This is a genomic window from Mycobacterium sp. HM-7 (assembly GCF_053852335.1).
This window is the reverse complement of sequence record NZ_CM132657.1, coordinates 2,334,976-2,360,047: the sequence shown is the minus strand read 5'-3', so window position 1 is coordinate 2,360,047 and position 25,072 is coordinate 2,334,976. Positions and strand designations below refer to the sequence as shown.

At 65.9% G+C, this 25,072-nt stretch carries 26 protein-coding genes; 5 read left to right on the top strand and 21 right to left on the bottom strand.

Features of this window, described 5'->3' with window-relative positions; genetic code table 11:
• The first annotated feature begins 53 nt into the window (after positions 1–53).
• Positions 54–614, top strand: coding sequence for a TetR family transcriptional regulator (locus ACWW1C_RS11335; protein ID WP_455983520.1), 561 nt, complete (start codon positions 54–56; stop codon positions 612–614).
• A gap of 14 nt (positions 615–628) precedes the next feature.
• On the opposite strand, the gene ACWW1C_RS11330 is transcribed toward ACWW1C_RS11335, so the two are convergent.
• A complete protein-coding gene (locus tag ACWW1C_RS11330) occupies positions 629–1,153 on the bottom strand; it encodes an Lrp/AsnC family transcriptional regulator (protein ID WP_455983519.1) in 525 nt (174 codons plus the stop codon).
• 89 nt (positions 1,154–1,242) lie between these two features.
• Here ACWW1C_RS11330 and ald point away from each other — a divergent pair, with 89 nt between their 5' ends.
• Positions 1,243–2,349, top strand: coding sequence for an alanine dehydrogenase (ald, locus tag ACWW1C_RS11325; RefSeq protein ID WP_455983518.1), 1,107 nt, complete (start codon positions 1,243–1,245; stop codon positions 2,347–2,349).
• Between the two features lie 113 nt (positions 2,350–2,462).
• Positions 2,463–3,020: a DUF4334 domain-containing protein gene (locus tag ACWW1C_RS11320; protein ID WP_455983517.1), complete on the top strand. Its 558-nt coding sequence runs from the start codon at positions 2,463–2,465 to the stop codon at positions 3,018–3,020.
• An 87-nt stretch (positions 3,021–3,107) separates the two neighbouring features.
• Here ACWW1C_RS11320 and ACWW1C_RS11315 read toward each other — a convergent pair whose 3' ends face one another.
• From ACWW1C_RS11315 to ACWW1C_RS11295, 5 genes are all read right to left on the bottom strand, one after another.
• Positions 3,108–4,304 carry an integrase core domain-containing protein gene (locus tag ACWW1C_RS11315; RefSeq protein ID WP_455984156.1) on the bottom strand — a complete coding sequence of 399 codons (1,197 nt, stop codon included), beginning with the start codon at positions 4,302–4,304 and terminating at the stop codon, positions 3,108–3,110.
• Positions 4,305–4,424: 120 nt separating this feature from the next.
• Positions 4,425–5,774: a M16 family metallopeptidase gene (locus tag ACWW1C_RS11310; RefSeq protein WP_455983516.1), complete on the bottom strand. Its 1,350-nt coding sequence runs from the start codon at positions 5,772–5,774 to the stop codon at positions 4,425–4,427.
• Positions 5,752–8,034 (bottom strand): polyribonucleotide nucleotidyltransferase, encoded by a 2,283-nt coding sequence (locus ACWW1C_RS11305; RefSeq protein ID WP_455983515.1) that lies wholly within the window; start codon positions 8,032–8,034, stop codon positions 5,752–5,754. Before ACWW1C_RS11305 ends, ACWW1C_RS11310 begins: the two co-directional genes overlap by 23 nt.
• Before the next feature lie 331 nt (positions 8,035–8,365).
• Positions 8,366–8,635 carry a 30S ribosomal protein S15 gene (gene rpsO, locus ACWW1C_RS11300; protein WP_039319178.1) on the bottom strand — a complete coding sequence of 90 codons (270 nt, stop codon included), beginning with the start codon at positions 8,633–8,635 and terminating at the stop codon, positions 8,366–8,368.
• A gap of 90 nt (positions 8,636–8,725) precedes the next feature.
• Complete coding sequence (locus tag ACWW1C_RS11295; RefSeq protein ID WP_455983514.1) at positions 8,726–9,700, bottom strand: bifunctional riboflavin kinase/FAD synthetase; 975 nt, start codon at positions 9,698–9,700, stop codon at positions 8,726–8,728.
• Between the two features lie 80 nt (positions 9,701–9,780).
• On the opposite strand from ACWW1C_RS11295, the gene mntR reads away from it, so the two are divergent.
• On the top strand, positions 9,781–10,491 hold the full coding sequence (mntR, locus tag ACWW1C_RS11290) for a manganese-binding transcriptional regulator MntR (protein WP_455983513.1): 711 nt from the start codon (positions 9,781–9,783) through the stop codon (positions 10,489–10,491).
• A 76-nt stretch (positions 10,492–10,567) separates the two neighbouring features.
• On the opposite strand, the gene ACWW1C_RS11285 is transcribed toward mntR, so the two are convergent.
• The 13 genes from ACWW1C_RS11285 to ACWW1C_RS11225 form a co-directional block, all read right to left on the bottom strand.
• A complete protein-coding gene (locus ACWW1C_RS11285; RefSeq protein ID WP_455983512.1) occupies positions 10,568–12,070 on the bottom strand; it encodes an aldehyde dehydrogenase family protein in 1,503 nt (500 codons plus the stop codon).
• A gap of 17 nt (positions 12,071–12,087) precedes the next feature.
• Complete coding sequence (locus tag ACWW1C_RS11280; RefSeq protein WP_455983511.1) at positions 12,088–12,936, bottom strand: SDR family oxidoreductase; 849 nt, start codon at positions 12,934–12,936, stop codon at positions 12,088–12,090.
• Positions 12,933–14,546, bottom strand: coding sequence for an acyl-CoA synthetase (locus ACWW1C_RS11275; RefSeq protein ID WP_455983510.1), 1,614 nt, complete (start codon positions 14,544–14,546; stop codon positions 12,933–12,935). Before ACWW1C_RS11275 ends, ACWW1C_RS11280 begins: the two co-directional genes overlap by 4 nt.
• A gap of 8 nt (positions 14,547–14,554) precedes the next feature.
• Positions 14,555–15,514 carry an alpha/beta hydrolase fold domain-containing protein gene (locus tag ACWW1C_RS11270; protein WP_455983509.1) on the bottom strand — a complete coding sequence of 320 codons (960 nt, stop codon included), beginning with the start codon at positions 15,512–15,514 and terminating at the stop codon, positions 14,555–14,557.
• Positions 15,511–16,773, bottom strand: coding sequence for an acyl-CoA dehydrogenase family protein (locus ACWW1C_RS11265; protein WP_455983508.1), 1,263 nt, complete (start codon positions 16,771–16,773; stop codon positions 15,511–15,513). The genes ACWW1C_RS11270 and ACWW1C_RS11265 overlap by 4 nt, the downstream gene beginning before the upstream one ends.
• Entirely contained in the window at positions 16,770–17,636 is an 867-nt protein-coding gene (locus tag ACWW1C_RS11260) for an SDR family oxidoreductase (RefSeq protein ID WP_455983507.1), read from the bottom strand. Before ACWW1C_RS11260 ends, ACWW1C_RS11265 begins: the two co-directional genes overlap by 4 nt.
• 22 nt (positions 17,637–17,658) lie before the next feature.
• Positions 17,659–18,534, bottom strand: coding sequence for a MaoC/PaaZ C-terminal domain-containing protein (locus ACWW1C_RS11255; RefSeq protein ID WP_455983506.1), 876 nt, complete (start codon positions 18,532–18,534; stop codon positions 17,659–17,661).
• 1 nt (position 18,535) lies between these two features.
• Positions 18,536–18,976 (bottom strand): type II toxin-antitoxin system Rv0910 family toxin, encoded by a 441-nt coding sequence (locus ACWW1C_RS11250; RefSeq protein ID WP_455983505.1) that lies wholly within the window; start codon positions 18,974–18,976, stop codon positions 18,536–18,538.
• A gap of 50 nt (positions 18,977–19,026) precedes the next feature.
• A complete protein-coding gene (locus ACWW1C_RS11245) occupies positions 19,027–20,232 on the bottom strand; it encodes a lipid-transfer protein (protein ID WP_455983504.1) in 1,206 nt (401 codons plus the stop codon).
• A gap of 122 nt (positions 20,233–20,354) precedes the next feature.
• The gene (locus ACWW1C_RS11240) at positions 20,355–20,951 is read right to left on the bottom strand and encodes a TetR/AcrR family transcriptional regulator (protein ID WP_455984237.1); all 597 of its coding nucleotides are present in this window, start codon (positions 20,949–20,951) and stop codon (positions 20,355–20,357) included.
• A 168-nt stretch (positions 20,952–21,119) separates the two neighbouring features.
• Positions 21,120–21,959: a tRNA pseudouridine(55) synthase TruB gene (gene truB, locus ACWW1C_RS11235; protein WP_455984236.1), complete on the bottom strand. Its 840-nt coding sequence runs from the start codon at positions 21,957–21,959 to the stop codon at positions 21,120–21,122.
• Between the two features lie 59 nt (positions 21,960–22,018).
• Positions 22,019–22,684: a 4'-phosphopantetheinyl transferase PptT gene (pptT, locus tag ACWW1C_RS11230; protein ID WP_455983503.1), complete on the bottom strand. Its 666-nt coding sequence runs from the start codon at positions 22,682–22,684 to the stop codon at positions 22,019–22,021.
• Positions 22,684–23,676, bottom strand: a complete 993-nt coding sequence (locus ACWW1C_RS11225; RefSeq protein WP_455983502.1) for a metallophosphoesterase family protein — start codon at positions 23,674–23,676, stop codon at positions 22,684–22,686. The genes pptT and ACWW1C_RS11225 overlap by 1 nt, the downstream gene beginning before the upstream one ends.
• 111 nt (positions 23,677–23,787) lie before the next feature.
• Between ACWW1C_RS11225 and ACWW1C_RS11220 the strand changes: the two genes are divergently transcribed.
• Positions 23,788–24,372: a DUF3558 domain-containing protein gene (locus tag ACWW1C_RS11220; protein WP_455984235.1), complete on the top strand. Its 585-nt coding sequence runs from the start codon at positions 23,788–23,790 to the stop codon at positions 24,370–24,372.
• A gap of 29 nt (positions 24,373–24,401) precedes the next feature.
• On the opposite strand, the gene ACWW1C_RS11215 is transcribed toward ACWW1C_RS11220, so the two are convergent.
• Positions 24,402–24,803, bottom strand: coding sequence for a type II toxin-antitoxin system VapC family toxin (locus ACWW1C_RS11215; RefSeq protein WP_455983501.1), 402 nt, complete (start codon positions 24,801–24,803; stop codon positions 24,402–24,404).
• Positions 24,800–25,045, bottom strand: a complete 246-nt coding sequence (locus ACWW1C_RS11210; protein WP_455983500.1) for a type II toxin-antitoxin system VapB family antitoxin — start codon at positions 25,043–25,045, stop codon at positions 24,800–24,802. Before ACWW1C_RS11210 ends, ACWW1C_RS11215 begins: the two co-directional genes overlap by 4 nt.
• Between the last annotated feature and the right edge of the window lie 27 nt (positions 25,046–25,072).

Sequence of the window (25,072 nt, the reverse complement as noted above, 5' to 3'; positions counted from 1 at the left end):
AGTTGCTGTCATCGCCATAGTGTCAGTCACTGTCATCGCCTACAATCCGCCCCGTGGGCCGTTGGGAACCGAACGCGCAGGGCCGCCTGGAGCAGGCGGCTCTGGAGCTCTACCTGCAGCAGGGCTTCGACGAGACGACAGTGGCCGAGATCGCCGCCCGAGCAGGCCTCACGGAACGCACCTTCTTCCGGCACTTCGCCGACAAACGGGAGGTGCTGTTTCGGGGCCGCGAACTCGCCGAGGCACTCGACGCCGCGATCGACGACGCTCCGGCAGCAGCACCGCCACTCGACGCCGTCGCAGCAGCGCTGGAATCACTGTCCGACTTCTTCGCCGACCGTCGCCCGCATGCGCGCCAGCGCCAGACTGTGATCAGCGCCAACCCCAGCCTGCAAGAACGCGAACTCATCAAGCTCGCATCACTGGCGACGACCATTTGCGACGCCTTGCGCCGGCGCGGCGTCGCCGACCCCGCGGCCAGCCTGGTGGCCGAGGCCGGTATTGCGGTGTTCAAGGTGGCGTTCGAACACTGGCTCACCGATCCGGCCGAGCGCAGCCTCGCCGAGCACATTCGCGAGACACTCGCCGAACTCAAGGCCGCGACCCAATCCTGATCCACGGCAACCGGTTACAGCGGCGAGGCGCCGCGCAGGTGCTCGAAGATCAGTGACGTCTGAGTGCCCGCCACGTCGGCGTCGGCGTTGAGGTGCTCCACGACGAACGCCCGCAGGTGCGGGGTGTCGCGTGCGGCCACGTGCAGGATGAAGTCGTCGGCGCCGGCCAGGAAGTAGACGTCCATCACCTGCGGTAGCCGCCGCATGTGGGCGATGAAGTCGCGAATTCGTGCGCGGGCGCCGGATTGCAGGCTCACCGAGATCATCGCCTGCAGGCCCAATCCGACCGCCGCGGGGTCGATGTCGGCGTGAAAGCCGCGGATCACACCGAGCTCCTGCAACCGCCGGACCCTGCCGTGACACGTCGACGCGGCGATCCCGACCAGCTCCGCCAACGCACTGTTGGGCATCCGGGCGTCGGCATGAAGGGCGGTGACGATGCGGCGGTCGACGTCATCGAGTTCGACGGGCTGAACATCCTTCGGCTGGGAGCCCGTGTTCACCGCACTTTTCGAAGATCGTTCAACAGACGGCGCCATATCGAGAATTATAGTCACAGATATTGCAGGCCAGTCGACGTTTATTCACACTTAGGGCATCACCTGATCCGCCCTGAGGAGAACCCCAGATGCACGTCGGTATCCCGACCGAAATCAAGAACAACGAGTACCGGGTGGCCATCACCCCGGCGGGCGTCGCCGAACTGATCAAGCACGGCCATCAGGTGCTGATCCAGGCCGGAGCCGGCGAAGGGTCTGCGATCGCGGACAACGATTTCAAGGCCGCCGGCGCACAGATCGTCACCACCGCGGACCAGGTCTGGACCGAGGCCGATCTGCTACTCAAGGTCAAGGAGCCGATCGCGGCCGAATACCACCGGATGCGCAAAGGCCAAACCCTGTTCACCTACCTGCATCTGGCCGCCTCACGCGAATGCACCGATGCACTGCTGGCGTCGGGCACCACCTCGATCGCCTACGAAACCGTCCAGACTGCCGACGGCCGCCTGCCCCTGCTCGCCCCGATGAGCGAGGTGGCAGGCAGGTTGTCGGCGCAGGTCGGCGCGTACCACCTCATGCGCAGCCACGGCGGTCGCGGCGTCCTGATGGGTGGCGTGCCCGGCGTCGCCCCCGCCAACGTCGTCGTCATCGGCGGTGGCACCGCGGGCTTCCACGCGGCGCAGATCGCCAGCGGCATGGGCGCACAAGTGACGGTCTTCGACCTCAACCTGGACACCCTGCGCCGGATCGATGCCGAGTGGGGCGGCCGCATCCACACCCGGTACTCCTCGAGCCTGGACTTGGAGGACGCCGTCAAGCAGGCCGACCTCGTGATCGGCGCCGTGCTGGTCCCCGGCGCCAAGGCGCCGAAACTCGTCACGAATTCGACTGTGGCCCACATGAAGTCGGGCTCGGTGTTGGTCGACATCGCGATCGACCAGGGCGGCTGCTTCGAGGACTCGAAGGCCACCACGCACGACGACCCGACCTTCGCCGTGCACGACTCGGTCTTCTACTGCGTGGCGAATATGCCCGGTGCCGTGCCGCGGACGTCGACCTACGCACTGACCAACGCGACGCTGCCGTACGTCCTCAAGCTGGCCGACCAGGGTTGGCAGACGGCGTGCCGCAATGACGCCGCACTCGCCAAGGGCTTGTCGACGCACGACGGCGAACTGCTGTGCAGCCAGGTCGCCGCGGACCTCGACATTCCGCTCGGCCGCGTTGCCTGGTAACTCACGAACCTGATACCCATCGCCCGGTCAGCGCAGCGTCGCGCCGGCCGGGCGATGACTTTCACCAGGGTCGGCACTCCCCTTCTTGACAGGTGTCAAGTATCGTCGTGACCATGCTCTTGCAGGAATTGCTCCCCGCTCCGCCGACCACTGCGGCCGCCGCTCTCGAAATCTTCGACGCCGCACCCGCCGTCGAGCCCGGTTTCATGATCGGCACCTGGCACGGCGCGGAAGTACCCACCGGACACCCCATGGATGGGCTGCTGGCAGCCAGCGGCTGGTGGGGCAAGCAGTTCGTCGACGCCGAGACGGTGCATCCGCTGCTGTTCCCCGACGTATCCGGCGAATCACTGTGGCCACTCAACCCGGTGCTGGCGTTCTCCGGGGCCGGACTGGCGACAAAACTGCCGCTTCTGCACCGAATCTCGGTTGCCAAGCCCATCGCCGCCTTGCGGCCGCTACTGCGGGCCCGTTCGGCGAAGGCCCGGCTGCGCACCACGCGCTACCGCGGAGTCGACACCGCGACAATGGTTTACGACCAGCTGCCGATCAACGATGTATTCCGCAAGCTGTCCGACGACGCGGTCCTGGGAGCCATGGACCTGCGCGGCGAGACGCAGCCGTACTTCTTCGTGCTGCGTCGGGACAACTCGCTGCGGGTCAGCCGCTGACGTGATTTGTGCACGATTTTCCGCGGCTGCCGCGGTGTGGTGTCTCGGGACATCGCTGACACTTATGTCTCGGGACATCGCTGACAGTCAGTGTGCGGGTTTGGGTGCGCGGGTGCGGTATGTTCGCGTGGTTTTGTCGCCGGGCTGATAGCGGCGGGTTGGGTCGGCGGTGAGTTCGCGGATCAAGGTGGTGCCGCTGAAGATGGCGATGTGGTCGCCGTCGCGGATGCAGTCGCATTGGTGCCCAGCCCAATACCGGCCGACGTTGATGACGTAGGGCGGCACGAACACCCGACCGGTCGTGTCGTTAACGGTGCCGGTGGTGACAAACACCGGGGCCGGCAAGGGCCGGTCTGCGGGGCGGGCGCGTTCGGTGGCCGCGAAAACCTCTGCCGGAGTGGCTCCGCCGAGCGCTCGATGTGGTCGTTGGTGGTTGTAGCAGTGTCGGAACACCGCGAGCAGATCGTCGAGGTCAGCGACAGTGTCCGGGGTGGGGTGCGCGTGGAGCCACTTTTTGAGGGTCTGCCAGAACCGCTCGATCTTGCCGCACGTCTGCGGGTGATAGGGGGTCGAGTTGATCGTTTTCACTCCCAGGGCCCGCAGGTTCGCCTCGAACGTCGTTTCAAACCCGAGCCGCCGCCCGGTGTACATCAGGCCGTTGTCCGACAACGATATTGACGGAATCCCGCACTCGCTGATACCGGCCAGCATCACCGACCACACCAACTCGCCGGTGCCCGGCCCGGCTGCGGCGGCCAACCCGACCAGGTAGCGGGAATGATCATCCAGACAGCCCGCAATGGCCACCGCCGTGCCGTCCGCCAGTGCCCATTCGGTCCAGTCTGATTGCCAGCAACCGTTCGGGCGATCGAAGACAAACCGTTTGGTCGCTGACTTGGGCCGTTTACGCGGCTGCGGGGTGATCGCACCGTGGCGCGTCAAGATCCGCCAGATCGTGGCCGGTGCGGGCACACCAACATGGCCCTCACGCCGTAGCGCCCAGTGGATCGAGTGTGCGCCGTGGTCGCGGCCGGCTTCCAATAGCTCCTTGCGGCGGCGCAGCACCAGCTCCTCGACCGCGGCCGCGGTCTGCCCGGGACACGACACCGGCCGTCGTGATAGCTCTTCGAGTCCGGTCAGCCCTAGCTGCCCGAACCGCTTGCGCCACTTATAGAACGTCTGTCGACTGATCTGCTGATCCCGGCAGAACGCCGCCACATTCTCGACCTGCCCGGCCAACGCCGTCGCAGCACGAATATCCATCGCCGTCACCTTCTGGGCCATGAACCACGATGGGTCCACACCTCACTCAGGTGTCAGCGATGTCCCGAGACATACATGTGTCAGCGATGTCCCGAAACAAGACACCGCGCTGACCGCGGATTATCGTGCACAAATCGCCGGCTAACCGATGGAGCGCAGCTGCTTGGGCAGTGCGCGTTTGGACTGCGGCCCGAGCACCGCGGCACCGAAGGGCCGCGTCAGCAGATCGCGCGCGACGGCATTGACCTCTTCGAGCGTCACCGCATCGATCGAGGCGAGGGTGTCGGAGATCGTCTTGTGGTTGCCGTAGTTGAGCTCGGCGCGCCCGATGCGGTGCATGCGGGAACCGGAATCCTCCAGGCCCAGCACCAGACCACCGCGCATCGAGCCCTTGGCGATGCGCAACTCATCGGCGGTGATACCTTCGCGCGCAACGTCTTCCAGCACATCGGTGGTCACGCGGACCACCTCGTCGAACCGATCGGGCAGGCACGCCGAGTACACCGACAGCGCACCGGCGTCGGAGAAGGTGTCGATCGTGGAATACACCGAATAGGCCAGCCCGCGGTTCTCCCGGATCTGCTGGAACAGCCGCGAACTCAAACCGCCGCCGAGCGCGGTATTGAGTACCGCCAACGCCCACCGGTGCTCCCAGTTGCGCCCCGGAGTGCGCACGCCGAGATACATGTGGGACTGCTCCGAGTCCCGCTTGACGAACTGCAGCGTCGGGGTCCCCGGCACGCGGCCGGCGCCCTTACGCGGCGGCACGGGCTTACGGCCACGCACGAGGTGCGGCCGAAAGTGCCTGCGCACCAACGAAACAACTTCGTCGTGATCGATGTTTCCGGCGACCGCGACCACCATCCGGTCCGGGGTGTACCGGCGGACATGGAACGAGTGCAGCTGGTTGCGGGTCATCGACGCGATCGATTCGACGCTGCCGATGACCGGCCGGCCCACCGGATGCGATCCGAACATGGACCCGAGGAAGACGTCCGCGAGAGTGTCCTCGGGATCGTCGTCGCGCATGGCGATCTCTTCGAGCACCACGTCGCGTTCCAGCTCGACATCCGCTGCGGCACAACGGCCGTTGAGCACGACGTCGGACACCAGGTCGATGGCCAACTCGAGGTCGCTGTCCAGCACATGCGCGTAGTAGCAGGTGTGCTCACGCGCGGTGAAGGCGTTCAACTCACCGCCGACGGCATCCATGGACTGGGCGATCTCGACGGCCGTTCGCGTCGGGGTCGACTTGAACAGCAGGTGTTCCAGGAAGTGCGCGGCACCGGCGACGCTCGGGCCCTCGTCGCGCGAACCGACGCCGACCCACACACCGATGGACGCTGAATGCACGTGCGGCAGGTGTTCGGTGACGACCCGCAGCCCGCCCGGGAGATTGGTCTTGCGCACAGCAGCCGGGGCCTGCAGCGATGTTGCTGCAGGACCCCGGCCGTTGCGCAGATTCTTACTAGGAGTTTGCAGGCGCGGCATCTGCCGGTGCAGTCTCCGATTCGGACCCAGCGTCGGCGGCGTTCGAATCCGCAGCCGCTGCGCCGTCCTCATCCACCAGGATCAGAGAAATCTTCTGACCCTTGCCACGGTTGTCCGCGGAGATGTCCGCGATCTCCACGCGCAGCTTGTCGCCGACGTTCACGACGTCCTCGACCTTCGCGACGCGCTTGCCCTTGCCGAGCTTGGAGATGTGCACCAGACCGTCACGGCCCGGCAGCAGCGAGACGAACGCACCGAAGTCGGTCGTCTTCACCACGGTGCCGAGGAACCGCTCACCGATCTTGGGCAGCTGCGGGTTGGCGATGGCGTTGATCTTGTCGATCGCCGCCTGGGCCGCCTCGCCGTTCGAGGCGCCGACGAACACGGTGCCGTCGTCCTCGATGGAGATGTTCGCACCGGTCTCCTCGGTGATCTGGTTGATCACCTTGCCCTTGGGCCCGATCACCTCACCGATCTTGTCGATCGGCACCTTGATGGTGGTGATGCGCGGCGCGTACGGGCTCATCTCGTCCGGCTCGTCGATGGCCTCGGCCATGACGTCGAGGATGGTCAGGCGCGCGTCCTTGGCCTGGGCCAGGGCACCGGCCAGCACCTTGGACGGGATGCCGTCCAGCTTGGTGTCCAGCTGCAGGGCGGTGACGAAGTCCTTGGTACCGGCGACCTTGAAGTCCATGTCGCCGAAGGCATCCTCGGCGCCCAGGATGTCGGTCAGCGCGACGTAGCGGGTCTCACCGTTGACGTCGTCAGACACCAGGCCCATGGCGATACCGGCAACCGGGGCCTTCAGCGGCACACCGGCGTTCAGCAGGGCCAGGGTCGAGGCACAGACCGAACCCATCGAGGTGGAACCGTTGGAGCCCAACGCTTCCGACACCTGGCGGATGGCGTACGGGAATTCCTCGATGCTCGGCAGCACCGGCATCAGGGCCCGCTCGGCCAGCGCGCCGTGGCCGATTTCGCGGCGCTTGGGCGAACCCACGCGGCCGGTCTCACCGGTCGAGTACGGCGGGAAGTTGTAGTGGTGCATGTAGCGCTTGGTGGTCTCGGGACCGAGCGAGTCGATCTGCTGAGCCATCTTGATCATGTCCAGCGTGGTGACACCCATGATCTGGGTCTCGCCGCGCTCGAACAGCGCGCTGCCGTGCGCCCGCGGGATCACGGCGACCTCGGCCGACAGCGCGCGGATGTCGGTGATGCCACGGCCGTCGATGCGGAAGTGGTCGGTCAGGATGCGCTGGCGAACCAGCTTCTTGGTCAGCGAGCGGAACGCCGCGCCGATCTCCTTCTCGCGGCCGGCGTAGGTTTCGGCCAACCGGCCGAGCACCTCGACCTTGATCTCGTCGGTGCGATCGTCGCGCTCCTGCTTGCCGGCGATGGTCAGCGCCTGCGACAGCGCGTCGGTGGCCACCGCGGCGACGGCCTGGAAGGCGTCGTCGGCGTAGTCGGGGAACACCGGGTACTCGGCGGTCTCCTTGCCGGCGGCGTCGTGCAGCTCCTGCTGCGCCTTGCACAGCGCGGCGATGAACGGCTTGGCGGCCTCCAGACCCTCGGCCACCACGGCCTCGGTCGGCGCACCCGCGCCACCGGCGATCAGGTCGATCACGTTGTCGGTGGCCTCGGCCTCGACCATCATGATCGCGACATCGCCCTCAACCACGCGACCCGCGACGACCATGTCGAACACAGCGGTTTCCAGCTGCTCGACCGTCGGGAACGCGACCCACTGGCCGTCGATGAGGGCGACGCGGACGCCACCCACCGGGCCGGAGAACGGCAGACCCGAGATCTGGGTCGACGCGGACGCGGCATTGATCGCCAGCACGTCGTACAGATCCTTGGGGTCCAGGCTCAGCACGGTGACGACGACCTGGATCTCGTTGCGCAGACCCGAGACGAACGACGGGCGCAGCGGCCGGTCGATCAGGCGGCAGGTCAGGATCGCATCGGTGGAGGGCCGGCCCTCGCGGCGGAAGAACGAGCCGGGGATGCGGCCCGCTGCGTACATGCGCTCTTCGACGTCGATGGTCAACGGGAAGAAGTCGAAGTGATCCTTGGGGCTCTTGCTGGCCGTGGTGGCCGACAGGAGCATGGTCTCGTCGTCCAGGTAGGCGACGACCGAGCCGGCGGCCTGGCGAGCGAGCCGGCCGGTCTCGAAACGGATGGTGCGGGTGCCGAAGCTCCCGTTGTCGATGACGGCGGTTGCTTCGAACACGCCCTCTTCAATTTCAACTGCAGACATGGATGTCGCAATTACCTCTCTCGGCCCGCCCTATGCGGATTCCGTATTTTCTGGTTCCTCTTTGTTACAGCTGTCGCATCGTCACACGGGAGCACCCAGAAAACCCGAAAACCATCCCGCTAGTTGCTGGCGGCCGTCGATCGAAGCGGCCGGAGTCATTGCCCCGACAGCCACTACCGAAGACCGCCCCACGAGGTTCAGGCGGATGCCGCTGTGACGTTCCGACGTCTCGGGCGCTTGGCCCAAAACAAATTCATGTTACTACCCGTACCAATGCCCATCGCCAGGCCTGCCGGAGCAGACCTGGCGATGGTGATGAATCAGTGGTGCGTCAGCGACGCAGACCCAGACGCTCGATCAGCGAGCGGTACCGCGCGACGTCGACCTGGGCGACGTACTTGAGCAACCGGCGGCGACGGCCGACGAGCAGCAGCAGACCACGACGGCTGTGGTGGTCGTGCTTGTGCTGCTTGAGGTGCTCGGTCAGATCCGAGATGCGCTTGGTCAGCAGGGCGACCTGAGCCTCCGGCGAGCCGGTGTCGGTCTCATGCAGGCCGTACGAGCCCAGGATTTCTTTTTTCTGCTCGGCAGTGAGTGCCACGAAACAACTCCATCAATTCGGTCCGCGAAGAACAACGAGGGCGCGGCCACCGCGAACTGCAGCACGCGCGTCGGGCAGTTTATCAGGAAGTTACTGCGCAGCCAGAATCGTGCGAGCCCGGCCGGTATCGCGGTCCATGGCCACGATCAGGTCGTCCACCGAGTCGAACCTCTCCTGGCCGCGGATCCGCGAGACGAAGTCGACCGCCACATGCTGCCCGTAGAGGTCAGCGTCGGTATCGAGGACGAACGCCTCGACGGTGCGGGTGCGCCCGGAGAACGTCGGATTGGTACCCACCGACACCGCGGCCTGGTAGCGCTCCCCCGGCGTCACGGTGCCGACCGACGGGCCGTGCCCCAGGACGGTGAACCAGGCGGCGTAGACACCGTCGGCGGGGATCGCCGAGTGCATCGGCGGCGCGACGTTGGCGGTCGGGAAGCCCAGTCCGCGGCCACGGCCGTCGCCGCGGACGACGACGCCTTCGACGCGATGTGGGCGGCCCAGGGCCTCGGTCGCCGCCACCATGTCGCCGGCGTCGACGCAGGAGCGGATGTAGGTGGACGAGAACGTGACGGTCTCGGCCCGGTGATGCTCGGCCACCAGGGAGATGCCCTCGACGGCGAACCCGAATCGTTCCCCGGCCTTGCGCAGCAGCGGCACGTTGCCGCCGGCCTTCTTGCCGAAGGTGAAGTTCTCGCCGACCACGACTTCGAGGACGTGCAGGCGCTCGACGAGCAGCTCATGCACGTACCGCTCGGGGGTCAGCTTCATGAAATCGGTGGTGAAGGGCATCACCAGGAACACGTCGACGCCGAGTTCCTCGACCAGCTCGGCCCGGCGGGTCAGCGTCGTCAGCTGCGCGGGATGGCTGCCCGGCAGAACCACTTCCATCGGATGCGGGTCGAACGTCATCAGCACCGTGGGAACCCCGCGCGACCGGCCCGCCTTCACCGCGTGACTGATCAACTCCGCGTGTCCACGATGTACACCATCGAACACCCCGATGGTGAGCACACATCGGCCCCAATCCGTGGGGATCTCGTCCTGCCCACGCCAGCGTTGCACGACCGCAAGCCTACGGCGCGCCGCTACGGCAGGCACCGTGAGATCCCCGGATCAGGTGACGATTGCCTAAACTTTGTGCTGTGAGTCCTGCAGACGACGCTGGCAATCCGCCAGATCTATCCCCGGTTGCCCAGGACTACCTCAAAGTCATCTGGACCGCGCAGGAGTGGTCACGCGAGAAAGTCAGCACGAAAAGGCTGGCTGAGCGCATCGGGGTATCGGCGTCGACCGCCTCCGAGTCGATCCGCAAGCTTGCCGATCAGGGTCTGGTGCACCACGAGAAGTACGGCGCGGTGACGCTGACCGATACCGGGCGCAGCGCGGCGCTGGCCATGGTCCGCCGCCATCGGTTGATGGAGACGTTCCTCGTGCGCGAGCTCGGTTACGGCTGGGACGAGGTGCACGACGAAGCCGAGGTGCTCGAGCACGCCGTGTCGGACCGGATGCTCGACCGCATCGACGCCAAGCTCGGTTTCCCGACGCGGGACCCGCACGGCGATCCGATCCCGGCGGCCGACGGTCAGGTGCCGACTCCCCCGGCGCGGCAACTGTCCGCGTGTTCGGACGGCGACGCCGGCACAGTGGCCCGGATTTCCGATCACGACCCCGAGATGCTGCGGTACTTCGACAGCGTCGGCATCACGCTCGATTCACATCTGCGCGTGGTGGCGCGGCGCGACTTCGCCGGGATGATCTCGGTGGCTGTCACGGCTGCGGACGCAGCCGGTGATGACGCGACGACCGTCGATCTGGGTAACCCTGCCGCCGAAGCGATCTGGGTCGTCGCCTGAATCCGCCTGGCGGCCAACATTCACACGCCTTTCATCTTTGGCGCGATCTGGGTACCCAGCCATGCCACTGCAGGGGTCAGCCGAGCCGGCGGAGCAGATCGCGAGCTCCGAGGATACGTCCCAGGCGGTGCACGATGCTGCCGCGGATAGCGGTGTAGGGGTACCAGATGATCTCGCTGTTCAGCTGGACCCGGGCCGACACGATCGCCTGCGGCCGCGTGTATTTGAGTACCGCATCGGCACCGTTGCGGCGACCCAGCCCGGACTGCTTCCAACCGCCCTGCGGCAGCGACAAGGTGAACAGGTTCCCGAACACATCGTTGATGTTGACGGCGCCGGCATCGAGCCGGCGTGCAACCCGCCCCGCCCGAGCTCTGTTGCCGGAGAACACGGTTGCCGACAGTCCGTAGTCCGAGTCGTTGGCCAGCCGGACCGCCTCGTCTTCGTCGCGCACCTTCATCACCGGCAGCGTCGGACCGAACGTCTCCCGCTGCATACACAGCATGGAGTGGTCCACGTCGACCAGGAGCGTGGGCTCGAAGAACCCCGAGCCGTCAATCCGCGCGCCACCGACGAGGACCCTGGCTCCGCGGGCCACCGCATCTTCGACGTGGTCGCACACGATCGCGAGTTGCGCATCGGTGGCCAACGGGCCGACGTCGTAACGGAATTGCTGATCGTCCTCGCCGACCCGCAGCACGCTGAGCTTCTCGGCGACCAGGCCGATGAACTCGTCGTAGACGGCGGCTTCGACGTAGACACGTTCGACCGAAGTGCACATCTGGCCCGCATTGGCCATGCCGCCCCACACCGCCGCGTTGGCTGCCCGGCCGATGTCGGCGTCGTCGAGCACGATCATTGCGTCCTTGCCACCAAGCTCGAGGCCACACGGGATCAACCGCTCGGCCGCCGCATGCGCGATGGCCTTACCGGTTCGCGTCGACCCCGTGAACTGGACGTAGTCGACATTGGCCACAACGGCCACGCCGGTTTCGCTCCCACCCGTCACGCACTCCAGAACGCGCGGCGCCCCAACCGCTTTCCAGCCTTCGATGGCCGCGGCCACCGTCACCGGGGTGAACTCCGAGGGTTTGACCACCACTGCAGCCCCGGCAAGCAACGCCGGTACCGCATCGAGCAGCGAGAGCCCGAGCGGGAAATTCCATGGCGTGATGACCCCAACCACCGGGTAGGGCCGCTGCACCAGCAGCTGCCGCTTGGTAACCGCGATCGTCCCATGCCGCGGTGGGCTGCCGTCCGCAAGCAACCCGGGCGCGGTCCGTGCGAAATAGTTGATCGCATCCACGATGTACGGGATCTCGAGATTGGCCTCCGCCCATGGCTTGCCGGTCTCCTGCTGCAACATCACAGCCAAGCGAGACTCGTTGTCCAGCAGCCAGTCCCGGTATCGCAGCAGATGCGCTGCGCGTGCCCGCGCCGAAAGTTCAGCCCAGCCGGCCTGTTCGGCGCGCAGCTCACCGACAACCGCGGCCACCGCCTCGCCGCCGGCGACAGGTACCGAGTCGACCACACGGCCATCGGCCGGAGAACAGACAGTGATGGCCGAATCTGTTGACAAGGATTTCCACCTCTCGCTTACTGCTGCAGCCTGCTGTGGTACGCCGCCCGCACTGCGGCGTCGGTGTGGGTGAAAGTGGTGTCGAAGTGCGCGGCGTGGGAAATCCAATGCCGGGCACCGTCCGGGAGCGCGCCCATGACCTTGATCATCGCGCCAAGGGCTTGTGGCACTGCGACTTTCGACTTGCCGCGGACGACGGCATCGACAATCGCCGCGGCGACGTCATCGGGCTCCACCTCGCTGACGGGCTGAATCCACCGCGGCGCGCTGTGGCCCGCAGACAGTTCGGTGTGCACGACGCCCGGCAGCACCGCGGTGACCACTATGCCGTCGTCAGCGAGTTCGAGCTGCAGGGCCTCGGTGAATTCGACCACCGCATGCTTGGTGGCGCAGTACGTGGCCAGACCGGGAAATGCACTGACTCCGGCCAGCGAGGCCACGTTGACGATGTGGCCCCCGCGTCCGCGCATCCGATTGGCGGCCAGCTTCGACCCGGTCAAGACGCCGCCCACATTGATGGCGACCATGCGGTCGGTCATCTCGTCGGTCTCTTCGGCGAACAGTCCCGTCGGCATGATGCCCGCGTTGTTGATCAGGACGTCGACGGGACCGAGTTGGCTTTCCACGTCGTCGAGGAAGGCCGAAAAGGACGCCCGGCTGGTGACGTCCAGCTGCAGACCGCAGACCTGCTCGCCGGTGGCGGCGAATTCGGCGGCGGTCTTCTCGGCGAGTTCGACGTCGATGTCGCCCAAGGCAACCCGCGCGCCGGCCCGCAGGAAGGCCAAACCGGTCGCCCGCCCGATGCCCCGGGCGCCGCCCGTGATCGCCACGACCCGACCGCGAATGTCGTTGATCTTCTTGGTCATTGCTCCACCATCTTGTGCAGTTGCGATTTGAGCACCTTGCCGGTCTCGTTGCGAGGCAGGACGTCGAGGAACACGACGTCGCGCGGTACCTTGTGGCGGGCCAGTTCCGCCCGTACGTAGCTCTTGACACCGTCGGCGTCGAGATCGGCGCCCGGCCGCAGTACCACGAAGGCGCACAAGCGCTTTCCGAATTCCAGGTCGTCCACCCCGACCACCGAGGTTTCGACGACCGCGGGATGGCCGGCGAGGAGGTTCTCGACCTCCAGTGGGAAGACATTCTCCCCGCCGGAGACGATCATGTCGTCGTCACGGCCGTCGACGAACCACAAACCGTTATCATCGAAGTGGCCGGTGTCCCCCGACGACAACAAGCCGTCGACCGATTCTTTGTGCCCACCGTCGGTGTAGCCCGCGAAGCTGAAGTTGCTCGAGACGAAAAGCGTTCCGGTACGGCCCGGTTCGGTGATCCGCCGCCGGTTCTCGTCATATACGGCGAGCGTGCATCCGACCGGCGGCCGACCCACCGTGCCCGGCGCGGTGCGTAATTCGCTCGGAGTCGCCACCGCGGCGACGGCGACCTCTGTCGAGCCGTAGAGGTTGTACAGCACCTCCCCGAAAGCGTCCATGGTGCGGCGGCACAGATCAGGTGACAGCGCGGAGCCGGCGGCGAACACCACCTGCAACGATGAGGTGTCGTAGCGTGCCAGTACTTCAGGACCCAGATCCAGGATGCGGCTCAGCATCGTCGGCACCGCGATGAGTGCACCCACCCGATGGCGTTCGATCGCCGCGAGGGTCGCCTCCGGGTCGAATCGGCGCGCCAGTACCACCCGGTTGCCGAGGGCCAGCCCCAAGGAGCAGGTGGCGAGTCCCGTGGCGTGAAACATCGGTGCCGCAACATAATAGGCACCGCCAGAGGGCCACGGTATCCGGTCCAGCAGCTGCGCGGACTGCAGTGGACTGACCTTGTTTCGCGGTGCACCTTTCGGCGTCCCGGTCGTGCCGCTGGTGAGCAGTACCATGCCGCCGACCGACGCCGGCGCGGGCACCGCGGTGGCGGACCGGCCGGCGGCGACCGCCGCCAGCCCGCGCACCCCGGACCAGCCGACGATGCGGTCGACGCCGAAGGGCAGGACTTCGAGCAGCTCGCCGAATTCGTCATCGGCGATCACCGCGGTGACGTTCTCGCGCTTGCACACGTCGGCGAGTTGCGGTGCCGCAAAACCCGTATTGAGCAAAACCACTCTCGCGCCGACCTTTCCAGCGGCGAACAGCGCCAGAGGAAGTGCTCGGTGGTTCCGCACGAGCAGGCCGACCACGGTGCCCGCGCCGATCCCGCGATCCGCGAGTCCCCGCGCCAACGAGTTGGACACGGCCTCGAGTTCGGTGAAGCTCAGCGTGCCGAGCTCATCGGTGAGCGCGGGCGCATCGCCGTAGCGGGCCGCGACGTGCCCGACCAGGCCACCGAACGACCCGTAACGGCGCAAGCCGCGCGACGCGGACACCGCGTCGAGCGGCCGGCAGACATCCACCAACCCCCGGCGCTGCAGCACCATTGCCGCCTCGACCATGCCACGCGCGTCCCGAACCTGGCGCAGCAGCTGCGTCATCACCCGTCCTACTCCTTCGCCATCGGTCGGTCGGGCTGAGCCACGGCGGCTCGCAGAAACTCCCCACCGGTCATCATGCTGTCCAAACTTCCGTCCTTGCCGCGCGGAAACATCCAGTAGGCGTGTGACAGGCCCGCCCACACCCGCTGCTCACAGTGACCGCCCGACGCCGTCACCCGAGCGGCGAACGCCTCGGCGTCGGCTCGCATGACTTCCCTTGTTCCGTAATGCAATTGGATGGGCGGTAGAGCCGACAGGTCGGCGTTCAGCAGACACAGCCGCGGATCCGCCGGGTCCGCATCACCGACATACAGCGCCAGGGCCCGGGCGGCCGCCGACGGATCGAACGGCTGCCGGCGCACCCGGGGATCGGTGATCGAAGCGCGGTACGACGGATCGATCAGCGGACCCCACAAGGCGAGCGCGGCCGGCGTGGGCAATCCCTCGGCTCTGGCACGCAAGGCCACTGCAACCGCGAGATGCCCACCCGCCGAATCACCGGCGATCACCACTTTGCTCGAGTCATAGCCCTGGGTCAGTAGCCAGCGATACGCCGTCATGGCCGCGTCCTCCGCTGCGGGGAACGTGCGCTCCGGGGCCAGCGGATAGCCGACCACCAGCGCGGGCAGACCCGAGGAGCGCGACAGATGCGATGCGAAGCCCCGGTGCGTGCGCGGCGAGCAGATCAGGTAACCACTGCCGTGCAGCACCAGCACGACACCAGCGCCATCACGAGCACCGGGCGCACGGACCCACTCACCGCACAGCGGTGCCACCACCGGTGCCACCGCCGTGCCGGCGACGACGGGGCTGACCCCGACGATCGCCGAGTTGGCGACCGGCCGGATCAGCGTGATCAACCGCGGATTGGCCATCAGGAACCGCAAGGCGGCGCCGATGGTCAGCCGCGCGGCCGAATTCGCCGTCAACCGGTCGAACGCCATCATGAGTGGGTCCGCCGCTCTCATCCGGCGAGCAGCCCCTTCGCGATGTGCGTTACCTGAACCTCATTGCTGCCGGCGTAGATCATCAGCGACTTGGCATCCCGCGCCAGCTGCTCGACGCGGTACTCGGCCATGTAGCCGTTGCCGCCGAACAGCTGAACGGCATCCATCGCCACCTCGGTGGCCGCCTCCGACGAGTACAGCTTGACCGCCGACGCCTCCGACAGCGACGGAATCTTGCCGGCCTGGACCTTCTCCAAGGTCTGGAACACCATGTTCTGCACGTTGATCCGCGCGACTTCCATCTTGGCCAGCTTGAGCTGGATCAGCTGGAACTGACCGATGTTCTGGCCCCACAGAGTGCGGGTCTTGGCGTAATCCAGGCAGCGCCGGTGACATTCGTTGATGATTCCCAATGCCATCAGCGCGACACCGAGTCGCTCGGCCGCGAAGTTCGCACGGGCGCTCTCCCGCCCATCGCCGCCGTCGTGCTGCTCGGTCTCCCCCAACAGCCGGTCCGGCGTGATGCGCACGTTGTCGAAGAACAACTCGCCCGTAGGCGAGGACATCATGCCCATCTTCTTGAATGCCTTGCCCTGCGTGAGGCCCGGCATCCCGGCTTCGAGGACGAAGGTCAGGACCTTGCGGTTCCGGCGGTCCGCACTCGGATCGCCGTCGTCCAGCTTGGCGTAGACGATCAGCACGTCGGCGTCGGGTCCATTGGTGATGAATGTCTTCTGGCCGTTGAGGATGTAGTCCTCGCCGTCGCGCTTGACGTAGGTCTTCATGCCGCCGAAGGCATCTGACCCCGCGTCGGGTTCGGTGATGGCCCAGCACGCGATCTTCTCGAGCGTCACCAGCTCGGGCAGCCACCGTTCCTTCTGCGCCAGGGTGCCGCGGCTCGCGATGGTGGCAGCGCCGAGGCCGAGGCTGACCCCGATGGTGCTGAGCAACCCGATGCTGACGCCGGCGATCTCCGAGACCAGCACCGCGGCCATCGACACCTGGCCGCCGAGGTCGCCCATACCGCCCGACGACCGCTTCTCCGGCTTGGGCTGCCCGGCCGCGATCGCTTCTGCTTTGGCCCGTTCTTTTTCGAGCATGGTCTTGATCGCCTCACCGGCCAATACGTCGAGACCGAACTCGCTGAACAGCTTTCGCGCGATCGGATATGGCGACAGTTCGCCGCGCTCGAGTCCGTCGCGGTGCGGCTCGATCTCCTTGTCGACGAACTGACGGACGCTGTCCCGGATGAGTTCGTCGGACTCAGACCACTCGATCATGCCAACCTCGCCGAGATGTCGTCGATCTCCCACAGCCCGTCGGTCTCGATCGTCGTCACGTCGTGCCAGCCGCCGAGCTCGGAGATCGCGCCGCCCTGTACCGCGAAGACCTTGCCGGTCAGCGGGCACTTCTCGGTTGCCAGGTACGCCACCAACGGAGAGATGTTCGCGGGGCTGAACAGGTCGACTTCGCCGTCGTCGGGCTCAGCCATCAGGGCGCCCATGCCCGGCGTGGCCAGGGTGAGCCTGGTGCGGGCGATCGGGGCAATGGCGTTGGCCCGTACGCCATACCGTTCGAGCTCTTCGGCGGCCACCAAGGTCATCGCCGCGATGCCCGCCTTGGCCGCGCCGTAGTTCACCTGTCCGGCGTTGGGCACGGTCAGGCCCGATCCCGACGCGGTGTTGATGACGGCGGCGTTCGGCTGATTGCCTGCCTTGCTCTGCGCCTTCCAGTAGGCCGCGGCGTGCCGCAGCACCGAGAAGTGACCCTTGAGGTGCACCGAAACCACAGCGTCCCATTGGGATTCTTCCATGGTCGGGATGAAGCCGTCGCGCAGAATCCCGGCGTTGTTGACTACCACGTCGAGGCCACCGAACTCACTGACGGCCTGCTCGATGAGGCCGGCGGCGCCATCCCAGGTCGCGATGTTGTCGGTATTGGCGACGGCCGTGCCGCCGGCGGCGACGATCTCATCGACGACTTCTTGCGCCGGACCGGCGTCGGCGCCCTCGCCGGTGTTACTGCCACCTAGGTCATTGACGACGACGCGTGCGCCCTCACGGGCGAACAGCAACGCGTGCTCGCGGCCGATGCCGCGGCCCGCGCCGGTGATGACGGCGATCCGTCCTTCCAAAGCTCCCATGTCTGAAGTCCTTTCAACTCGTCTAGTCGGCGAAAACGGCCAGGCCGTCGGTGATGGCGAATTCCTCGCCCGCGGTGCCGTTTCGCACCGTCTCGAAGGCATACTTCGTCGTGTTGGTTCCGCGGCCGGCCTGCCAGATACGGGTCTCCAGGTCGTCCCCTGGAAGAACCATCTTCGAGAACCGCACCGCAAATCGCTGCAGCCTGTTGACGTCTCCGCCGCCGACCTCGGTCAACAGCGCCCACGACGTGAAGGCCATGGTGCACAGACCGTGGGCGATGATGCCCGGCAATCCCGCATCCTTGGCCACCTCTTCATCGAGGTGGATCGGCATCGGGTCGCCCGATGCCGGCGAATACCGGAACGTCTGGTCGGCATCGACATGCTGGACGACCTTGGCCAACGGCGCACGATCGCGCAGTGCGGCGTCGAACTTGTGCTCAGGGCCAAGCTCACCGACTTTCTTGCCGGCGTTGAAGCCGCGGAAGAAGCACGTCACGTACTGCTCGTTGACCAGATCACCGTCGTCCGTGCGACATTCGAGGTAGACGGATGCGCGGGTGCCGTTCTCGAGCCCTTCGTAGCCGAGCATCATGCCGCGGGACACCAGCCGGTCGCCGGGATAGATGGGGCGGTGGAAGTGAAAGTCCTGCTCTCCGTGCACGACCCGGGGAATCAACTCCACCGGCGCCACGTCGACTGTCGGTGTGAGCAGTGATTCGAACACCGGGACAATCGCGAACACCGGCGGCGCGACGTCACCGGCCAGATGGGCCGGGATGGGGTCGTTGGTGGCCTTCGCATAGTCGATGAGGTGCTCACGGGTCACTTCGAAGTGGTCGTCGTCGGTCCACTTGTTCAGCCCGGTGTCGTCGAAAATCAGTTCCTCGTCTGCCATTTCAGACTGCCGCCGTCGCCAGGCCGTCGAGCAGTTCGAGGGTCTTGTCGAGCTGCTTGGCGCCGTCCTTCTCGACAGCCTTGGCCAGCGCGCCCTTGACCAGCGCGCCTTCGAAGTCGCCGGCGACCTTGAACTCCGAACCGTCGCCCGACGGTGTCACGGTGAACTCGAACAGCGCCTTCACTCCGGCCATGCCAGTGCCGGACAACGCGAACGTGGTCGGCGCGTCCATCCGTTCGATCTTCCATTCGATCTTGTTGGCCATGCCGAGCATGACGATCTTCGCGGTCAGCGTGGTGCCGGGAGTAACCGTCGCCGGCACGTCGGACAGCCACTTCTCGTGGACGGTGAACCACTTGTCCCAGCTGGAAAGGTCCGAGACGATCGCCCACAGCGCTTCCGGCGAGGCGGAGAGCTTCTTGGTGGCTTCGATGTGTCCCATTGCCATACTCCTTGGTTTGTTGGTTGTGTTGTGTCGGTTGCTGTTTCGGTTCAGCGCTCAGCACGCTGGTAGGCGGTGACCACGGCAGCCCCGCCCAGACCGATGTTGTGTTGCAGGGCGGCGGTGACGCCGGAGACCTGGCGCTTGTCGGCGGTGCCACGCAGCTGCCAGGTGAGTTCGGCGCACTGGGCCAAACCGGTCGCGCCCAGTGGATGCCCTTTGGAGATCAGTCCGCCGGACGGGTTGACGACCCACCGTCCGCCATAGGTCGTGTCGCCGTTGTCGATCAACTTCGCGGCTTCACCTTCGCCACACAGACCCAGGGCTTCGTACAGCAGCAGTTCGTTGGCGCTGAAGCAGTCATGCAGCTCGATGACCTGGAAGTCGTCGGCGCCGAGGCCGGACTGCTCGTAAACCTTCTGCGCGGCAGCGACATTCATGTGGTAACCGATCAGTGCCTTGCACGTGCCGTCGAAGCTGTTCTCGAAATCGGTCGTCAGGGCCTGCCCGACGATCTCGACAGCCTGTCCGGCCAGCCCGTGCTTGTCGACGAACGCCTCGCTGGCCAGAATCGCCGCACCGGAGCCGTCCGACGTCGGTGAGCACTGCAGCTTTGTCAGCGGGTCGTAGATCATCCGTGCGCCCAAGATGTCGTCGAGGCTGTACTCCTCCTGGAACTGCGCGTACGGATTGTTGACCGAGTGCTTGTGGTTCTTGTGGCCGATCTTCGCGAAATGCTCGGCAGTGGAGCCGAATTGCTTCATGTGCTCTCGGCCGGCAGCGCCGAACATCCACGGCGCCGGCGGGAACAGTACCTCGCTGATCTCGGCCAGCGCCAGGAAGTGCTTGGCCATGGGCTGCTCGCGGTCGTCATATGTCGAACCGAGTGAACCGGGCTGCATCTTCTCGAATCCGAGCGCAAGCGCACAGTCGGCCAGGCCGCTACGTACGGCACGCGCCGCGAGATACAACGCCGTCGATCCGGTCGAACAGTTGTTGTTGACGTTGACCACCGGGATGCCCGTCATGCCGAGCTCGTAGACGGCCCGCTGCCCCGACGTCGACTCACCGTAGACGTAACCGACGTAGGCCTCCTGGATCTCGCGGTAGTCGATCCCGGCATCCAGCAATGCTTTCGAGCCCGACTCACGAGCCATATCCGGGTAGTCCCACGGCGACCCATCCGGATTGAGCCGAGCGCCCGGCTTCTCGAACTTCGTCATCCCGACGCCGATCACATACACCTTGTTGGGCATGAACCCTCTCTTTCTGTGCGATGTCAGAAACATACCAACCTGTTTGTATCTTTACAAGAGGGTGGCCAAAGGCAGTCCCTGATCAGCGGAGAAGTTTGCCGACCCCAGGCGAAAAGCGTTACTTAAGAGGAGATGTCGGCGTTGACGGTCTTACCGTCGAGAGCGTCCACAAACATGCCGTGCAGCTGGCCACACACCCGATTCCAGCGCTTTTTGGCCCGCTCGGTGTCACGATCTACAAAGCTCGACAAGAGAATCCCCCGCAGCGCATCCATCGCGGTGAACGCCAGGTCCCGCAGCTCCTTCTGTGCAGCGCGATTCGGAATCAGCTGCGCCAACGCGCTGATCAGCGCGCCGATGACGATGGGCTCAACGCGCTCGATATGCTCGGCCAACACCGGATCAGTACGCGCAGCCACCCAGAGCTCCAGCGTCGCAACGAAAATCGGCCCCTGATGCGACTCCCACAGATAGTCCAGCATCGTCGTGACCGGATCGGGGTTACTGCCCACCCGTCCGAGATCACGGATCGCGGCCTGCACGCGCTGTTCGGCCAGATGCTCGACCGCGGCCGCCACCAAGTCTTCCTTGGACCGAAAATGGTGCACCTGCGCACCGCGCGTGACGCCGGCGATTTCGGCGACCCGTTGCGTGGTGGTGCCCGAGTAACCGTAAGTGACCAGGCATTCCACAGTGGCGTCCAGCAGGCGCGTGCGCATGGCCGCGCTCCGCTCGGCCTGCGTGCGCCGCTTCGCGCGCCCCTCCACTCCTGCAGTCACCGTTGCATCGTACGTGGCGCGACAATGAAAACGCGTCACAACCATTCCAATTGGTATGTAAATATGCGGCGGATCGTCGCCGGCACAAATTGTGTTTTCGGCCGATCTCTACAACGTCGCGGGACGCAGGACCACGACACTGCTGGTGCGCTTCGGTCCGTCCTCCAGCAACGCGATGACCCGCCCGTCGGGGGCGGTCGCGGCGTAGGTGCCACCGATACCGGCCGGTTCCAGGGCCCGGCCGTGCCGGGTGTCCTCGGTCTCGGCATCAGTCAGGTCGCGGCGCGGAAAGCCCAGCAGGCAGGCCGCGTCCAGCGTGTAGCTCAATTCCGCGGCATCCGTCAGCTGTTCCAGGGTGCGCGCCTCGTCCAGGCCATAACGGCCGACCTTGGTGCGCCGCAACGCCGTCAGATGTCCACCCACACCGAGTGCGGCGCCGACGTCACGGGCCAGCGCCCGGATGTAGGTGCCCGACGAACAGTCCACCGTGACATCCACGTCGACGAAGTCCTCGATGCGTCGCACAGCATCCACCGAGAACCGGGAGATCCGCACCCGCCGGGCCGCCAGTTCCGGCGCCTTGCCTTCACGCACCAGTTTGTACGCGCGCTCGCCGTCGACCTTGATGGCGCTGACCGCCGACGGCACCTGATCGATCTCTCCACGTAAAGTGGCCACCGCCGCCTCGATCTGGTCGTCAGTCACGTGCGCAGCCGAAACCGTCTCCAGCACTTCGCCTTCGGCGTCCTCGGTCGACGTGGTCTGGCCGAGACGGATCGTCGCGACGTACCTCTTGTCGGTGGCGGTCAGCAGGCCCAGAATCTTGGTCGCCCGCTCGATGCCGACCACCAGCACACCGGTCGCCATTGGGTCCAGCGTCCCGGCGTGGCCGACCTTGCGGGTGCCGAACAGCCGCCGGCACCGGCCGACGACGTCGTGGCTCGTCATCCCGGCGGGCTTGTCGACGATCACCAAGCCGGGTGGCGGCGCCGGCCTCGCTGCTGCCTTCACAGCGAGATCGCCGTCAGGACAAGGCCATTGGAGACGGTGAAGCGTCCGGGCAGTTCGGTCAGCGGTGGGCCGAACTCGGCGGCCGGGTCGATGAGGATGCGGGACAGGAATGTGCCCGAACTGCCCGTGGAATCCAGCTCGAAGGTGATGTGCGCGTCCTCGAAGCCCAGCCAGCGGTGCGTGAGCGGAAACCAGGCCTTGTACGTCGCTTCCTTGGCGCAGAACAGGATTCGGTCCCAGTGCAGGTCGCCTTCCAGCGTCGCCACGGCGTCCTGCTCGGCAGGCAGGGCAACGGCGCCGAGCACCCCCTTGGGCAACACCCCGTGCGGTTCGGCGTCGATGCCGACGGACCGCACCTGCGTAGACCTGGCCACCACCGCGCCACGGAAACCCTCGCAATGCGTCAGGCTGCCGACGATGCCGTCAGGCCAGCACGGTTCACCCTTCTCCCCCTTGAGGATCGGGACCGGGCCCACATCCAGCTTGCCCAGTGCCTCACGGGCACACTGCCGGACGGTGATGAACTCGTTGCGGCGTTTGGCCACCGACCGGGCGATCAGCGGCTCTTCCTCGGGCAGCGGCACGAGATCGACCGCGTCGGAATATCTTTCAGCGGTGGCCACGACGTCGGGCAGCACCTGCGACAACAGGGCATCGCCCATCACAACCGCCTCGAATTGATCCGGTCCTGCATCTTCTGCGCGTGCTCCCGCATTTCCTGGGTGATCTCGAAGTGGCCACCGAAGTCGTTGAGGTAGCCGGGTGGGTACTGGGGGTCCGGGAGGATCTGGCGCATCCACCGATACGGCTTGCGGCGCCGCCACTCTCGCGGGTAGCCGACGGAGACTTCCTCGAACCGCACGCCGTCGTACCAGGTGGTGCGCGGGATGTGCAGGTGGCCGTACACCGAGCAGATGGCGTTGTACCGGGTGTGCCAATCCTTGGTCGCTGTGGTGCCGCACCACAGCGAGAACTCCGGATAGAACATCGCGTCGCAGGGTTCGCGCACCAACGGGAAGTGGTTGACCAGGATGGTCGACTCCATCCAGTCCAGGTCGTCGAGCTTCTTGCGGGTGATGTTCAGCCGGTCCCGGCACCACGCGTCCCGGGTCGCGTACGGCTCGCTCGACAACAGGAACTCGTCGGTGCCGACGACGTTGCGCTCCTTGGCCAACGCCAGCCCCTCGGCCTTGGTCGCGGTGCCCGCCGGCAGGAAGCTGTAGTCGTACAGCAGGAACATCGGCACGATCGTCGCCGCGCCGCCCGGACCCGTCCACACCGGGAACGGGTGCTCGGGGGTCACGATGCCCATCTGGTCGCACATGTCGACCAGGTAGTCGTAACGGGCCTTCCCGAAGATCTGCATCGGGTCTTTGTTGGTGGTCCACAGTTCGTGGTTTCCCGGCACCCAGATGACCTTGGCGAACCGCTTGCGCAGCAGGTCCAGCGACCACCGGATGTCGTCGGTGCGCTCGGCGACGTCGCCGGCGACGATCAGCCAATCGTCCGGCGAGGCCGGGTGCAGCGACTCGGTGACCGGCTTGTTTCCGGTATGCCCGATGTGCAGGTCACTGATCGCCCAAAGGGTCGGCTGAGTCGACACAAAAACCCAGGGTACTTGGGTGGCAGCAACCTCCGCCGTCGTGCCGACCATCCCGCGCAGCGGGAGAAACTAGAACAGGTTCTCCCATCCTGTCCGGTGTGACCCAGGCGACTTGTAGACTCCCCGCAGTATTGCTCGGATCAAAGGGGTGTCATGGCAGCGATGGCCGGGAAACTGCGGCTCATGTCGGCGCTGTGTGCGCTCGTGACGGCAGGCGTGGTGGTCACACAGACCAACCCAGTGACGCCCAGCGGCGGCGACAACGTGGAGCTGCGCTCCACCTCGGCCCCCATGGCCCCGATCAGCAGCACGATCAAGTCGCCGATCATCTCCACCACGAACCCGAGCCCGTTCGACCCGTGCGACCAGATTCCGCTCGACGCGATCAACGCCATGGGCCTGGGCTTCACCCCGCCCGACCACGAAGACGGCCTGCGCTGCCACTACGACGCCGGTAACTACCAGATGGCCGTCGAGCCGATCGTCTGGCGGACCTACGAGCAGACGCTGCCTGCCGACGCCGTCGAGCTGAACATCGCCGGACACCGTGCCGCGCAGTACTGGATCATGAAGCCGACTGACTGGAACGACCGGTGGTGGGTGACCTGCATGATCACCTTCAAGACGAGCTACGGCCTGATCAACCAGTCGCTGTTCTACTCCCCGATCGAGTCGCCCGACCGGCCCGACTGCCTGCAGACCAACCTGCAGCGCGCCAACCAGCTGGTGCCGTTCTACAAGTTCTGATCGCGAGGCGATGGGTCGCTCGCGCACGACTAGCGGGTCTCGAGTGCGGATCGGACGCCCGTGTGCCCGAAGTCGTTGCCCTTCCATAGCAATGGCTCGCGGCGGTCGATCGCCAGCGCGTACGCGAAGCAGTCACCGAAGTTGAGGCCTGCGGGGTGGCCACTGCCTTTCCCGAAGTCTCGATAGGCCTGGCGAGCCAAATGCGCCTGACGCTCGGTGATCGGCTCGATAACGATCCCTGCGGTGCCGAGCAGCTCGTCCAGCTTGGAGCTCAGAGCTGGGTCTCGGTCCCGGTCGACGATGATTCCGCATTCAACGTAATTTCCTGCCGAGAGTCTTCGGGGCGTACTCGCCGCGATCGCACGGGAGTACACGGCCGCGTCGTCCTCGTCCCGCAGGATGGCGACGATTGATGACGTATCGACGATCATCTGGGAAGTCCCAGGTCGTCATACAACAACTCGCCGTGGTCGATGAGCCTTGTCTCCTGACTCATACGACCAGCTGCCTCCCGGCCGATCGCCAGTAACCGTTCGGCCAGATCGTCGGCTTGAAGTCGTTGGAGCCGCTCGTTCACAGCTGTCGCGACAGCCTGCGCTTGGGACTCGCCGGTGATCTTCGCGATCTCCTTGACCGCCTCATGGACAGCGGGATCCTTGATGTTCAGCGCCATGATTGGTACCTTTCTACCCCTTCGATG

Bases quoted from the DNA above. Each gene is read 5' to 3' on its own strand.
- ACWW1C_RS11330 (WP_455983519.1), bottom strand. From the start codon at position 1,153: ATGGCGCCGTCTGTTGAACGATCTTCGAAAAGTGCGGTGAACACGGGC.
- ald (WP_455983518.1), top strand. From the start codon at position 1,243: ATGCACGTCGGTATCCCGACCGAAATCAAGAACAACGAGTACCGGGTG.
- ACWW1C_RS11320 (WP_455983517.1), top strand. From the start codon at position 2,463: ATGCTCTTGCAGGAATTGCTCCCCGCTCCGCCGACCACTGCGGCCGCC.
- ACWW1C_RS11315 (WP_455984156.1), bottom strand. From the start codon at position 4,304: ATGGCCCAGAAGGTGACGGCGATGGATATTCGTGCTGCGACGGCGTTG.
- ACWW1C_RS11310 (WP_455983516.1), bottom strand. From the start codon at position 5,774: ATGCCGCGCCTGCAAACTCCTAGTAAGAATCTGCGCAACGGCCGGGGT.
- ACWW1C_RS11305 (WP_455983515.1), bottom strand. From the start codon at position 8,034: ATGTCTGCAGTTGAAATTGAAGAGGGCGTGTTCGAAGCAACCGCCGTC.
- ACWW1C_RS11280 (WP_455983511.1), bottom strand. From the start codon at position 12,936: ATGACCAAGAAGATCAACGACATTCGCGGTCGGGTCGTGGCGATCACG.
- ACWW1C_RS11275 (WP_455983510.1), bottom strand. From the start codon at position 14,546: ATGACGCAGCTGCTGCGCCAGGTTCGGGACGCGCGTGGCATGGTCGAG.
- ACWW1C_RS11270 (WP_455983509.1), bottom strand. From the start codon at position 15,514: ATGAGAGCGGCGGACCCACTCATGATGGCGTTCGACCGGTTGACGGCG.
- ACWW1C_RS11265 (WP_455983508.1), bottom strand. From the start codon at position 16,773: ATGATCGAGTGGTCTGAGTCCGACGAACTCATCCGGGACAGCGTCCGT.
- ACWW1C_RS11260 (WP_455983507.1), bottom strand. From the start codon at position 17,636: ATGGGAGCTTTGGAAGGACGGATCGCCGTCATCACCGGCGCGGGCCGC.
- ACWW1C_RS11255 (WP_455983506.1), bottom strand. From the start codon at position 18,534: ATGGCAGACGAGGAACTGATTTTCGACGACACCGGGCTGAACAAGTGG.
- ACWW1C_RS11250 (WP_455983505.1), bottom strand. From the start codon at position 18,976: ATGGGACACATCGAAGCCACCAAGAAGCTCTCCGCCTCGCCGGAAGCG.
- ACWW1C_RS11245 (WP_455983504.1), bottom strand. From the start codon at position 20,232: ATGCCCAACAAGGTGTATGTGATCGGCGTCGGGATGACGAAGTTCGAG.
- ACWW1C_RS11240 (WP_455984237.1), bottom strand. From the start codon at position 20,951: ATGCGCACGCGCCTGCTGGACGCCACTGTGGAATGCCTGGTCACTTAC.
- truB (WP_455984236.1), bottom strand. From the start codon at position 21,959: ATGACGAGCCACGACGTCGTCGGCCGGTGCCGGCGGCTGTTCGGCACC.
- pptT (WP_455983503.1), bottom strand. From the start codon at position 22,684: ATGGGCGATGCCCTGTTGTCGCAGGTGCTGCCCGACGTCGTGGCCACC.
- ACWW1C_RS11225 (WP_455983502.1), bottom strand. From the start codon at position 23,676: ATGGTCGGCACGACGGCGGAGGTTGCTGCCACCCAAGTACCCTGGGTT.
- ACWW1C_RS11220 (WP_455984235.1), top strand. From the start codon at position 23,788: ATGGCCGGGAAACTGCGGCTCATGTCGGCGCTGTGTGCGCTCGTGACG.
- ACWW1C_RS11215 (WP_455983501.1), bottom strand. From the start codon at position 24,803: ATGATCGTCGATACGTCATCAATCGTCGCCATCCTGCGGGACGAGGAC.
- ACWW1C_RS11210 (WP_455983500.1), bottom strand. From the start codon at position 25,045: ATGGCGCTGAACATCAAGGATCCCGCTGTCCATGAGGCGGTCAAGGAG.